Source organism: Pandoraea sp. 64-18, from assembly GCF_001899225.1.
GTDB lineage: Bacteria > Pseudomonadota > Gammaproteobacteria > Burkholderiales > Burkholderiaceae > Pandoraea > Pandoraea cepalis.
Window position 1 is genome coordinate 260,997 of sequence record NZ_MKVU01000006.1, and the last position, 12,703, is coordinate 273,699.

At 63.7% G+C, this 12,703-nt stretch carries 11 protein-coding genes and 1 tRNA gene; 5 read left to right on the forward strand and 7 right to left on the reverse strand.

Going from position 1 to position 12,703, the window contains the following annotated elements; genetic code table 11:
- Positions 1–76: 76 nt before the first annotated feature.
- Positions 77–976: a pirin family protein gene (locus BGP02_RS03885; protein ID WP_150564088.1), complete on the reverse strand. Its 900-nt coding sequence runs from the start codon at positions 974–976 to the stop codon at positions 77–79.
- A gap of 199 nt (positions 977–1,175) precedes the next feature.
- Here BGP02_RS03885 and greB point away from each other — a divergent pair, with 199 nt between their 5' ends.
- On the forward strand, positions 1,176–1,739 hold the full coding sequence (gene greB / locus BGP02_RS03890; protein ID WP_286797839.1) for a transcription elongation factor GreB: 564 nt from the start codon (positions 1,176–1,178) through the stop codon (positions 1,737–1,739).
- A 66-nt stretch (positions 1,740–1,805) separates the two neighbouring features.
- On the opposite strand, the gene BGP02_RS03895 is transcribed toward greB, so the two are convergent.
- From BGP02_RS03895 to BGP02_RS03910, 4 genes are all read right to left on the reverse strand, one after another.
- Complete coding sequence (locus tag BGP02_RS03895) at positions 1,806–4,229, reverse strand: RelA/SpoT family protein (RefSeq protein WP_017233500.1); 2,424 nt, start codon at positions 4,227–4,229, stop codon at positions 1,806–1,808.
- 60 nt (positions 4,230–4,289) lie between these two features.
- Positions 4,290–4,496: a DNA-directed RNA polymerase subunit omega gene (gene rpoZ / locus BGP02_RS03900; protein ID WP_017233499.1), complete on the reverse strand. Its 207-nt coding sequence runs from the start codon at positions 4,494–4,496 to the stop codon at positions 4,290–4,292.
- A gap of 90 nt (positions 4,497–4,586) precedes the next feature.
- Entirely contained in the window at positions 4,587–5,264 is a 678-nt protein-coding gene (gmk, locus tag BGP02_RS03905; protein ID WP_017233498.1) for a guanylate kinase, read from the reverse strand.
- 5 nt (positions 5,265–5,269) lie between these two features.
- The gene (locus BGP02_RS03910) at positions 5,270–6,199 is read right to left on the reverse strand and encodes a YicC/YloC family endoribonuclease (RefSeq protein ID WP_165385319.1); all 930 of its coding nucleotides are present in this window, start codon (positions 6,197–6,199) and stop codon (positions 5,270–5,272) included.
- Positions 6,200–6,410: 211 nt separating this feature from the next.
- Between BGP02_RS03910 and rph the strand changes: the two genes are divergently transcribed.
- Genes rph through hemW form a run of 3 tightly spaced genes read left to right on the forward strand, consistent with a single transcriptional unit; the run spans position 6,411 to position 8,985 of the window.
- A complete protein-coding gene (rph, locus tag BGP02_RS03915; RefSeq protein ID WP_017233496.1) occupies positions 6,411–7,139 on the forward strand; it encodes a ribonuclease PH in 729 nt (242 codons plus the stop codon).
- A 2-nt stretch (positions 7,140–7,141) separates the two neighbouring features.
- On the forward strand, positions 7,142–7,759 hold the full coding sequence (rdgB, locus tag BGP02_RS03920) for an RdgB/HAM1 family non-canonical purine NTP pyrophosphatase (protein ID WP_150564087.1): 618 nt from the start codon (positions 7,142–7,144) through the stop codon (positions 7,757–7,759).
- Positions 7,760–7,764: 5 nt separating this feature from the next.
- Positions 7,765–8,985 (forward strand): radical SAM family heme chaperone HemW, encoded by a 1,221-nt coding sequence (hemW, locus tag BGP02_RS03925; protein ID WP_268566469.1) that lies wholly within the window; start codon positions 7,765–7,767, stop codon positions 8,983–8,985.
- An 18-nt stretch (positions 8,986–9,003) separates the two neighbouring features.
- On the opposite strand, the gene BGP02_RS03930 is transcribed toward hemW, so the two are convergent.
- A complete protein-coding gene (locus BGP02_RS03930; RefSeq protein ID WP_017233493.1) occupies positions 9,004–10,728 on the reverse strand; it encodes an acyl-CoA synthetase in 1,725 nt (574 codons plus the stop codon).
- 313 nt (positions 10,729–11,041) lie between these two features.
- Here BGP02_RS03930 and BGP02_RS03935 point away from each other — a divergent pair.
- Positions 11,042–11,131 (forward strand) — tRNA-Ser (locus tag BGP02_RS03935).
- A gap of 369 nt (positions 11,132–11,500) precedes the next feature.
- Here the strand turns inward: BGP02_RS03935 and BGP02_RS03940 are convergent.
- Positions 11,501–12,685 carry a thiolase family protein gene (locus tag BGP02_RS03940; RefSeq protein ID WP_286797845.1) on the reverse strand — a complete coding sequence of 395 codons (1,185 nt, stop codon included), beginning with the start codon at positions 12,683–12,685 and terminating at the stop codon, positions 11,501–11,503.
- Positions 12,686–12,703 lie beyond the last annotated feature (18 nt).

Consider the following 12,703-nt stretch of genomic DNA (forward strand, 5'->3'; position numbering starts at 1 on the left):
CAGCGCCCACGTCCCCGAATAAAAACGTCGGTGGCCGAGCGTTTCGGCAACCGGCGTCGAGGCACGCCAACGAAGCTTAGTTAGCCGACGGCTTTCGCTCCGGCAGCGGAATCCACTCCGTCTCGCCGGGCACCGTGCCCATCTGCTGGGCCGTCCAGGCGGCCTTGGCCTGTTCGATGCGCTCGCGACTCGACGATACGAAGTTCCAGAAGATGAACCGATCGCCGTCGAGCGGCGCGCCGCCGAGCAGCATCAATCGCGCCGGTTGGTCGCCTGCCACAATACGCATATCCGCGCCCTGAGCGAGCACGCCCATACGATGTTCGGGCAGCACCTCGTCGTTCACCGTCACCTCGCCCTGCACGGTGTACACGGCGCGCTCCGCATACTCGGGCGGCAGCACGAACGCCGAGCACGGCGCCATATCGACAGCCAGATAAAAGATCGGCGAAAACACCTTCACCGGCGCCGTCTGGCCAAACGCCTGGCCGAGAATCAGGCGCATATGCACGCCGGGCAGGAAGATGTCCGGCAGCGACGACGCCTCGTGATGCGCAAACGACGGCTCGGTTTCCTCGTCGGCCTGCGGCAGGGCCACCCACGTCTGAATCCCGTGAACGTCGCCGCCGCGCTCGCGCACATCGTGCGGCGTGCGTTCGGAATGAACGATGCCGCGCCCCGCCGTCATCCAGTTCACCGCGCCCGGGGTGATACGCTGATCGCTGCCAAGACTGTCGCGATGCCAGATCTCGCCGTCGAACAGATACGTGACCGTCGCCAGCCCAATGTGCGGGTGCGGACGAACGTCCATGCCCTGGCCCGGCGACAGCGTGGCCGGCCCCATGTGGTCGAAGAAAATGAACGGCCCGACCGTCTTGAACGGCAGACTGGGCAGACTGCGCTGCACGGTAAAGGCGCCGATGTCGCTCAGGTGCGGCTTGAGCACGGCGAGGAAGGGGCTGGTGGAATCGGTCATGGTGCAGCTCTCCTGCGTTCGGATGGGCAATGGGGCGAATGTGAACCGATTGTAGAGGACATTGCCGGCTCGCTCCATGACACCTGTGCATGATTGCCGAGCGCCTTTTTGCGCCTGCGCCCATGGTCGATGCGCATCGCTCCTATAATGCAGGGATCCCGAAACGCTCCCCACACGCGCGCAGCGCGTGCACCGACTTATGAACAAAGCCTTTGTCAAGGAAGACAGTGGCGACGACGATGACGATCTCGACGCCGGCACCCCGGCCATTCCCGCGGGCACCAAGAACTACATCACGCCGACGGGCTATCAACGTCTGAAGAACGAATTGCTCGACCTCATCGACAATCAACGCCCCGAGGTGGTGAAGATCGTGTCGTGGGCGGCGTCCAACGGCGACCGCTCGGAGAACGGCGATTACATCTACGGCAAGCGGCGCTTGCGCGAGATCGATCGGCGTATCCGCTTTCTTACGCGACGCCTCGATAACGCTGAAGTGGTCGATACGCGGCGTCAGGAGAACGTCGATCAGGTGTTTTTCGGGGCCCAAGTGACCTATGCCGACGGCAAGGGCGACGAGCACACGATCAGGATCGTCGGCATCGACGAAGTCGATCTCGACCGGGGATATGTGAGCTGGATTTCGCCGATGGCCCGCGCGATCACCAAAGCGAAAGTGGGCGACACCGTGCCGCTGCGCACGCCGGCCGGGCTCGAACAGATCGAGATACTGGACGTGCACTACCCGCCGTCGGACGGCTAGCGAATCAGGCCATCCAGGCAGTGTGTGCCGGCGCGCGCCCGTTCGACGGGGGCACCGGCCCGCGCGTCAGTAGTCGCCGCGCTCGCGCGTGATGCGCATGGCGTGGTTAGCGTGCAGCTCTTCCTGATGGCGCTCGCTCGGTCGCTCGCGCGCCACGCGCATCACATCCGGATTCACGCGAATGCGGCGCATGACGTTGGCCAGATGCACGCGGTCGCTCACCTGAATGAGGAAGCGCAGCGTTGCCGATTCGTCCGGCACCACTTCGTCCATGCCAATGTGCACGATGTTCGCGTCCGAGGCGGTAATGTCGGCCGCCACTCGCGAAAACACGCCGCGATTGTGACGCACGAGCACCTTGATGCCCACATCGAACAGACGCCCCGGCTGCGGGGACCACGCCACATCGATCCAGCGGGTTCGGTCCTTGCGGTGAATGCGACGCGCGACCGGGCAATCGGTCGTGTGGATCGCCATACCGAGCCCGATGCCGATATACCCCATGATCGCGTCGCCGGGAATCGGGCGGCAGCATGCCGAGAACTGCACCGACATGCCTTCCGTGCCGGTAATGAGCACCGGCGGCCCGACCGTCTCGTCGCCGTTACGCGGGGAGTCCGGATCGTCCGGGCTGTCGGTGTCGTTCTCGCTTTCCTTGCCCGACGAGAGCACCGCGAGGCGCTTGGCCATGACCGCCGCGACCCGACGGCCCAGACCAATGTCCGCGAAGATATCCTCTTGATCCTTGTTGCCCGTCCACTGCGCGAGCTTGTCCCAGGTCTCCGGCGAAATTTCGCTCATTGTCAGGCCGTAGCCCTTGAGCGCTTGCTCCACCAGCCGTTCGCCCAGTTGCACCGACTCGGCGAAGCGCATCGTCTTGAGGTAATGGCGAATCGCCGAGCGCGCCTTGCCGGTGCGCACGAACCCAAGCCAGACGGGGTTCGGCTTCGAATACGGCGCCGTGATGACTTCCACGATGTCGCCGTTCTTCAGTTCGGTGCGCAGCGGCAGCAGCTCGTTGTTGATCTTGACGGCGACACACTGATTGCCCAGGTCGCTGTGGACCGAATACGCGAAGTCGAGCGCCGTGGCACCGCGCGGCAGCGCCATGATGCGCGCCTTCGGCGTGAAGACGTAGACGGCATCGGGGAACAGGTCGATCTTGACGTGTTCGAGGAATTCGGTCGAATCGCCGGTCTCGCTCTGGATGTCGAGCAGCGATTGCAGCCAACGATGCGCGTGCTTCTGCACATCGTTCATATCCGCGCCGCCATTCTTGTATAGCCAGTGAGCGGCTACGCCCGCTTCCGCAATTTCATGCATGCGGCGCGTACGAATCTGGAATTCGATCGGGGTGCCGAAGGGGCCGACGAGCGTCGTATGCAGCGACTGATAGCCGTTGACCTTCGGGATCGCAATGTAGTCCTTGAACTTGCCCGGCACCGGCTTGTAGAGCGCGTGCAATACGCCGAGCGCGAGGTAGCACTGCGCATTGGACTCGACGACGACGCGGAAGCCGTACACGTCGAGCACCTGCGAGAACGACAATTGCTTCTCCTGCATCTTGTTGTAGATGCTGAAGAGCGTCTTCTCGCGACCGAAAACATCGGCACTTACCTCACCTTCCGTGAGCGCTTTCTCGACGGCGTCGAGAATCTTGCCGACCACTTCGCGCCGGTTGCCGCGCGCGGCCTTCACGGCCTTGTCGAGCACGGCGTAGCGACGCGGATGATAATTCGCGAAGCTCAGATCCTGCAGCTCGCGGTAGGTATTGTTCAGGCCCAGGCGGTGCGCGATGGGCGCGTAGATATCGAGCGTCTCGCGCGCCACGCGGCGCTGCTTCTCCGTCGACGTGACGCCCAGCGTGCGCATGTTGTGCAGCCGGTCCGCGAGCTTGACGAGAATGACACGAACGTCGCGCGCCATCGCCAGCAGCATCTTGCGGAAGCTCTCGGCTTGCGCCTCTTCGCGGCTGCTGAACTCCATCTTGTCGAGTTTCGACAGACCGTCGACCAGTTCCGCGACCTTCGGGCCGAATCGCTCGGCGAGTTCGGCCTTGGTCACGCCCTGGTCTTCCATCACGTCGTGCAACAAGGCGGCCATGATCGACTGGGCGTCGAGCTTCCACTCGGCACAGATCTCGGCAACGGCGACGGGATGGGTAATGTAGGGTTGTCCGCTCTGGCGATACTGGCCCAGGTGGGCTTCGTCGCTGAACTGGAAAGCTTCCTTGATTTGCGCGAGGTCGCTCTCCTTGAGGTACTCCCCAAGCATGCCCTTCAGACGGGCGATCGAGACGACCTCATGCTTGCGCGGCTGCTCTGGCGTCGCCGTCGGACCGAAGAGGTGCCGATACGACTGCTCGAGCAGCGCGTCAATGTACTGCCGCGTGGCGCTTTCGCCCTTTTTCTTTTTACGCTCGGGCTTCGGCTCCCCCGCTTTGGGTTCATCCGCAGCGATGGACGCGGCCGGTGATTTTGCATGACTCATACGTGTACCTGCATCGTCGAGCGGCCCGGAACGTCACATCGCATCAGTGCTGTCTCCCGATCAGAGCGGCACTTTCTTGAGCATCTCGACACCCACCTGACCCGCCGCGATTTCGCGCAGCGCGACAACGGTCGGCTTGTCTTTGTTGTTCTCGAGCTTCGGCGTGTGACCTTGCGCCAACTGGCGCGCGCGGTACGTCGCGGCGAGCGCCAGCTCAAAGCGATTGGGGATACGTTTCAGGCAATCTTCAACGGTAATTCGGGCCATAAGGAGTTTCCTTCTTGATATGAGGCGTATTCTATCGCAGCCGCGGCACGCTCGCGAAAAACGCCAGCGCGCTCGGCGAATGCGAGGGTGTTACGAGGGATCGTTCGGTGCGTGAATGTCCAGGTCGGTGAACAAGGTTCGGTGCCGCGCATACTGCGACGCGAAGCGCAGACGCACGGCGGTGAACACCGATTGCAGTTGATCGAGCGCGCGCTGGAATTCGTCGTTGATGATGATGAAATCCGCTTCGGGCGCGTGGGCGATTTCGCCGCCGGCCGCCAACAGACGACGCGCAATGACATTAGGCTCGTCCGTCCCACGCTTCTTCAGGCGCTCCTCGAGCGCCGCGATGGACGGCGGCAGGATGAAGATCCCGACCGCGTTCGAAAAGCGCTTGCGCACCTGCTGTGCGCCTTGCCAGTCGATTTCCAGCAACACGTCACGACCTTCACGCATCTGGTCCTCGATCCATACGCGCGACGTGCCGTAATAGTTGCCGTGCACTTCGGCGCTTTCCAGGAACTCGCCGGCCTTCCGGCTTGCCAGGAACTGCTCGACCGAAATGAAGTGGTAATGCACGCCCTCTTCCTCGTTCGGACGCGGCGCGCGCGTGGTGCTGGAGATCGACAGGCAGATGTCGGCGTCCTGCGCGAGCAGCGCGTTGACGAGCGTGGACTTGCCCGCCCCCGAGGGGGCGACCACCATGAACAGATTGCCGGGATACTCGGCGTGCAGGGTAGCTTGCGGGATTGGCGATGACGCGGACATGCGGCTTACTCCAGATTCTGCACTTGCTCGCGCATCTGCTCGATGTACAGCTTGAGCGCCATCGAGGCATCGGCGAGTTCCTTCGAGGCGGCCTTCGAGCCGAGCGTGTTCGCTTCGCGATTGAGCTCCTGCATCATGAAGTCCAGCCGTTTGCCCACCAAGCCCCCCTTGTCGAGGATGTGGCGGGTTTCCTTCAGGTGGGCGTCGAGTCGGGTAAGTTCTTCCGCGACGTCGATGCGCACACCGTAAATCGTGACTTCCTGACGAATGCGCTCGGCGATTTCGTCCTTGCTCGGCGCGGCGGAACCTTCCGGCACCACAAGACCCAGCGCTTCCAGAAGTCGGTCGACGATCTTCTGTTGATGACGTGCGATCAGCTCCGGCACCATCGGCTGCAGGCCCACGAGGATCTTCTCCATGAACTCGATGCGCTCGATGAGGCTTGCCTTGAGCTGAGCGCCTTCGCGCTTGCGCACGTCGACGAGGTCGCCAATGGCGGCACGTCCGGCGTCGATCACGGCATCACGCAGCGCGTCGGCCGTGACCGACTCTTCGCCGAGCACGCCCGGCCAGCGCAGGATCTCACCGGTGCGCATGCGCTCGGCATCCGGGAAGCACGCGAGCACTTGCCGTTCAAGATCGGCGAGCTGTTTGACGGCATCGAGATTGAGGGCACCGTTCGTGCCATTCTCGGGGCGCTGCACGTTGATACGGATGTCGACTTTGCCGCGCGAGAGCTTGCCGGTGAGCGCTTCGCGCAGTACCGGTTCGCAGGCACGCGCCTCTTCGGGCATACGAAATGCCAGATCGAGGAAACGCGAGTTGACCGTACGTAATTCGACCGACACGCTCGCGCCTGCGGCACCATCGGCATGCGCAATGTCGCGCGTGACGCTGGCGTAGCCGGTCATACTGAAAATATTATTGTCTTTCATCGGGGTGACCGGAACCACAGCCGCGCGGCAGTATTGTCGCGAGGCAATGCAGCAACCGGATTCGCATGCATGGATGAAACGCGATTATCGCACTTTCCAGCGTTGTGCTCCCGAATCGGCCCGCGCTGCCGGGCCGCGCCGCCAAGCCTGCGGCGTTTAGCGATACCATTCGGGTATTGCCGCACCCATTCACCTTGCAGGACACTCACTCATGACGCAAATTCCCCGCCCGGACGGCCGTGCGCACGACGCATTGCGCCCCGTGCGCATCACACGCCAATACACCCGCTACGCCGAAGGTTCGGTGCTGATCGAATGCGGCGATACCAAGGTCATCTGCACCGCCAGCGTGGAAGAGAAAGTCCCGGGCTTCCTGCGCGACTCCGGCCAGGGTTGGCTCACGGCCGAGTACGGCATGTTGCCGCGCGCCACGCACACCCGCGGCGATCGTGAGGCCGCGCGCGGCAAGCAGAGTGGACGCACACAGGAGATCCAGCGCCTGATCGGCCGCTCGCTGCGCGCCGTGTTCGACCTCGAGGCCTTCGGCCCGCGCACCATCCAGATCGATTGCGACGTCATCCAGGCCGACGGCGGCACGCGTTGCGCCTCGATCACCGGCGCCTTCGTCGCTGCCCACGACGCGGTCTCGAAACTCCTCGCCGACGGCAAACTCGAAACGTCGCCCATTCGCGCGCACGTCGCCGCCGTTTCGGTCGGGCTGTATCAGGGCGCTCCGGTGCTCGATCTGAACTACGTCGAAGATTCCGCGTGCGACACCGACATGAACGTCATCATGACGAGCGAGGGCGGCTTCGTGGAAATTCAAGGTACGGCCGAAGGCGCGCCGTTCACCCGTGCGCAAAGCAACGTGCTGCTCGATCTGGCGGACGCCGGCATTCGTCAGTTGATCGACGCCCAGAAGCGCGCGCTCGGAGTCTGAGGATGGGCATGCAGAAGATCGTGCTGGCGTCGAACAACCCGGGCAAGTTGCGCGAGTTCGCGTCATTGTTCGCGCCGCTCGGCATCGAGCTGGTACCGCAGGGAATGCTCGGCGTGTCCGAAGCCGACGAGCCCCATGTGACCTTCGTCGAGAATGCGCTGGCGAAGGCGCGTCATGCGTCGGCCGCGACGGGGCTGCCGGCGCTGGCGGACGACTCCGGTCTGTGCGTGCCGATCCTCGGCGGCGCGCCGGGCGTGTATTCCGCGCGCTACGCGGCACGCGCCGGACGCGAGAAATCGGATGCCGCGAACAATCGCCACTTGATCGAGCAACTCGCGCCGCACGCCGACACCCCCGGTTATCGCGACGCATACTACTTCGCCGCGCTCGTGCTGGTGCGTCACGCCGAAGATCCGCAGCCGATCATTGCCGAAGGCCGCTGGGATGGCGAAATTATCGACACGCCGCGCGGCGCGCATGGCTTCGGCTACGATCCGCACTTTCTCATCCGCGCGTTGAATCAGACGGCGGCCGAACTCGATCCCGCTGTGAAGAATGCGCACAGCCATCGGGCGCGCGCGCTGCGCGTGTTGTTGGAAAAGCTGGGCCGGGAGGCGTGAACGGCATGAGTCAATCCGAGTTGCCCGTGCAGAACTTCCTGCGACCCGGCAAGATCAGTCTGCCGGCGCTGCCGCCGATGTCGTTGTACGTGCACTTTCCGTGGTGCGTGCGCAAGTGTCCGTATTGCGACTTCAACTCGCATGAGTGGCGTGGCGACGGGGGCGCGCAAGCGTTCCCCGAGCAAGCTTATCTCGATGCATTGCGTCAGGATCTGGAGCAGGCGTTGCCGCTGGTGTGGGGTCGTCCCGTGCACACAGTGTTCATCGGGGGCGGCACGCCGAGCCTGCTGTCGGCCGCCGGTCTGGACCGCCTGCTCTCGGATCTGCGCGCGCTGCTGCCGCTCGACGCCGATGCCGAAATCACCATGGAAGCGAACCCCGGCACGTTCGAGGCGGACAAGTTCCGCAGCTTCCGCGCAAGCGGCATCAATCGTTTGTCGATCGGCATTCAGAGCTTCAATAGCGAGCATCTGAAGGCGCTCGGGCGCATTCACGATGGCGACGAAGCGCGTCATGCCATCGAGATCGCCCAGGCGAACTTTGACAACTTCAACCTCGATCTGATGTTCGCGTTGCCGAACCAGACCTTGGCGCAGTGCCAGCAGGATGTGGAGACGGCGTTGTCGTTCGCGCCGCCGCACTTGTCGCTGTATCACCTCACGCTGGAGCCGAACACACAGTTCCACAAATACCCGCCCACCGTGCCCGACGACGACACGGCCGCCGACATGCAGGACTGGATTGCCGAGCGCACCGCGCTGGCCGGGTATGGACACTACGAGGTGTCGGCCTATGCGCAACCGCACCGACGCGCCAAGCACAACCTCAATTATTGGGAGTTTGGCGACTATCTCGGCATCGGCGCCGGCGCGCACAGCAAGATTTCGTTCCCGCACCGGGTGCTGAGACAGATCCGCCACAAGCATCCGCAGCGCTTCATGGACGCGGCTGCGGCTGGCAACGCGGTGCAGGAGGAAAACGAGGTCGACGTGCGTGATTTGCCGTTCGAGTTCATGCTCAACGCCTTGCGGCTGACCGAAGGCGTGAAGAGCGAGCTGTTCGCCGATCGCACCGGGTTGCCGATGGCACGGCTTGCCAAGGCGCTGGCGGCCGGTGTCGAGAAGGGGTTGCTCGTCGACGACCCGCTGCGCATCGCCCCAACCGAGCTGGGGCAGCGCTTCCTGAACGACCTTCAGGGAATGTTCCTCGAGCGCGACACGAAGTGACGGCCTGGCACCGCTGCGTTACCCCAGCACGGTGCCCATCTCGCGCAGCGCCTTGCGGATGATCTTGCCGGTGACGGTCATTGGCAATTCCGGCAGGAACACCACCTTGCGCGGGTACTCGTGGGCTGCCAGACGGTGCTTCACGAAATCCTGAATTTCCTTGGCCAGTGCGGCGGACGGCTCATACCCCTCGCGCAGCACTACGAAGGCCTTGACGATCTCCGTGCGGAGTTCATCCGGCTCACCGATGACAGCGGCGAACTGCACGGACGGGTGTCGGATCAAGCAGTCTTCGATGGGCCCGGGGCCGATACGGTATCCGGCGCTGGTGATCACATCGTCCGAGCGCCCGGTGAACGTGATGTAGCCCTGCGCATCGACGAATCCCGAGTCCCCCGTGAGCAGGAAGTCGCCGCGATACTTGTCCATCGTGGCTTCCGGGTTATGCCAGTAGCCGAGGAACATGACCGGGTTGGGTCTTGCAATCGCGATGTTGCCGACGGCGCCCACCGGCAGCGGCGTGCCGTCGTCGTCGACGATGGTCACGTCATGCCCGCGAACAGCGCGTCCGATAGCGCCGGGCAGCGCCGGAAATTCAGCCGCGCATGACGAGACGACCATATTGCACTCCGTCTGCCCGTAGAACTCATTGATATCGACACCGAGGTGCTCGCGCCCCCAGGCCAGCAGTTCGGGGCCGAGTGACTCGCCACCGCTGGCGACGGAACGAAGTTGCAGCGGCCAGTGTTCGCGCGGCGACGGGACGGTGCGCAGCATCTTGAGCGCGGTGGGCGGCAGGAAGGTATTGCGCACGCCGTGGCGGGCCATCAGATCGAACGCGGCGACCGGATCAAACTTCTCGAAGCGTCGCGAGAGCACGGGCACGCCGTGATGCAGCGCGGGGAGCAGAACGTCCAGCAGTCCGCCGATCCAGGCCCAGTCGGCAGGGGTCCAGATCAGGTCGCCGTCTTGCGGAAAGCCGTTGTGCGACGTCTCGACGCCGGGCAAGTGGCCGAGCAGTACCCGGTGCGCATGCAGTGCGCCTTTGGGTTTGCCGGTGGTGCCGGAGGTGTAGATGATCAGCGCGGGGGCGTCGGCGCGGGTTTGGACGGGTTCGAAATGGGTGTCGCGCGATGCAATGGCGGGCCAGAGCGCGAGCAGGCCATCTTCGGCGACGCCCCAGTCCTGGTCGTCGGCGACGTGATGATGGGCTTCGGGGAGGTCGTCGTGGACGACATATACGAGGCGCAGGTCGGGCAGTTCGGCGCGAATGTCGTCGATCTTCGCAACGCTCGCGAGGTCGGTCACGAGCACGGCGGCGCCGGAGTTTTGCAGACGATAGGCGAGCGCCTCGGGGCCAAAGAGGGTGAAGAGCGGGACGGCGATGGCGCCGAGCTTGTAGGCGGCGACGTGGGCAACGAGGGTGGCGGGCGATTGCGGCAGGAAGATGCCGACGCGGTCGCCGGCCTTGACGCCGTGGGCGCGCCATTCGTTGGCGAGCTGATTCGAGAGTTGTTTCAGGACATCGAACGTGAGTCGCACGTGCGAGCCGTCGGCGCTTTCGTGGATGAGGGCGAGCCGGTTGGTGCCATCGGCCCACTTGTCGCAAACGTCGACACCGATGTTGAACAGGATCGGAATCTGCCAGGTGAAGGCGTTGGCCGTCGGCGTGTCGGTCGCGCGCTCGCCGCTGGCGTCATTTGACGTCTCTTGGGCGGAATCGCGGGAGGTGTCGGCATCCATGAGTGTCTCCGGTCATGTCAGGCCTCGCACGGTAACGCGAGGGGCGTTCACCGTACGTCTTCAAGCATGATGCATGCCGGACGGGCACAAAACAAGAGGGGGACGGGGGAAGCGTGAGCGTTTGGGCGGGGTGTGAGGCGATTTGGGTGGAATGAAGGCTTCACACGGCGGGATGAGCGGGTATAATGCCGGCTGCCGTGCGGTACCGGTCTGCGCCGGGGTTCCGACGCCGATTCTCCCGGACCGCACGCATCCCAAGTCGTCGCACCAGACGACCTCCCCTGCCACGACACCCGGTCGTGCGCAACGCCTCGGAGGCGTGCCAGAGTGGTTTAATGGACTGGTCTTGAAAACCAGCGAAGGGGTAACCCTTCCGTGAGTTCGAATCTCACCGCCTCCGCCAGTTTTTCCTTGGTTTTCCCGGTAGTAGCCACTGGCGTTTTCAGGCAGTGCTCCGCAACTTTTTTCGGGGTTGCTCCGCAAAAGGAGGAAGTTACGCCGTGTGAGACGTCGTTTGGACAAGGCGGTGACGAAGGCGCTTAGGTGCAATTGATGTCGGCTTTCGACCCAAACCAGTCCTTCTACAAGTAGCAGAGCCGACGACAGCTTCGAGCCTATAAGGAGACGTCCGCGCGGACACATTGCTGACGATCTCCACGTCACCTCTACGAAGAACCATGTAGTGGCTGGAGCAGTTGATCTGGTGCTTTCATGTCTAAGGTCGGCACCGCTTCAACGAATCATGGCTTGCGCGCGCAACGGCTACGAGCGTTCACAGCAGTTCGAGTGCCAGCGCGATGCCCTGTCCTCCGCCAATGCAAAGCGTCACGATCCCGCGCCGACCGCCGCCACGCTGCATCTGATGTAACAGTCGCGTAGTCAGCACAGCGCCGCTCGCACCGATCGGATGTCCATGAGCAATCGCGCCGCCCTCCACATTTACAACGTCTTCCGCAAAGCCCAGCTCGCGCAGACACGCCAGTGCGATGGCCGCGAACGCCTCGTTGATTTCTACGCGATCCACGTCCGATATAGACCAGCCGGCGCGCGCAATCGCCTGTCGCACCGCAGGGATCGGGCCCAGGCCGAAGAAACCCGGCTCCACCGCTCCCACGCCATAACTGACCAGCCGGGCCATTGGTGTCAGGCCATTGCGTTCGGCCCAGCCCCGCTCGGCGACGACCATCGCAGCCGCGCCGCTGTTCAGGCCGGGCGCGTTGCCTGCGGTAATCGTCCCGTCCTTGCGAAAGGCCGGCTTGAGCCTGGCAAGCGATTCGGCGCTGGTATCCGGCCGATTGTGCTCGTCGCGGTCGAACACCGTTGGGCCTTTGCGACCTGGCACCTCCACCGGGACGATTTCAGCATCGAAGCGTCCAGCTGCCTGAGCCTGTGCGAAGCGCTGTTGAGATCGCAGCGCCCAACGGTCCTGGTCTTCACGAGAGATGCCACACTTTGCTACGAGATCCTCAGTGTGCCAGCCTGAATGCTGACCGCTGAAGGCGTCATTGAGCCCGTCGAGCAGCATGCTGTCGAACAACGTCACGTCGCCCATTCGAGCACCCCAGCGCCCTTGCGGTAGCAGATAGGGGCTGCGATCCATGTTTTCCATGCCACCTGCGATCGCGCACTCGATCATGCCAGCCCAGATTTCGGTGGCCGCACTGACGATGGCCTGCGCTCCCGACCCACAGACGCGGTTGACCGTAAGCGCCGGAACGTCGACCGGCAATCCCCCGCCGACGCCCGCCTGCCGCGCCGGATTCATTTTTACGCCGGCCTGAATCACATTGCCCATGACCAGCGAATGAACCTTGTCGGCGGCCAATCCAGCGCGCCCGAGGCTTTCGCGGATAACGGCAGCGCCAAGCGTCGGCGCCGGCACGTCCTTGAGTGTCCCGGCGTAGGTGCCGATCGCCGTACGCACAGGGCTGCATAGGACCACTTCAACGTTGCTCATGACCTTGCTCCTCAAAGG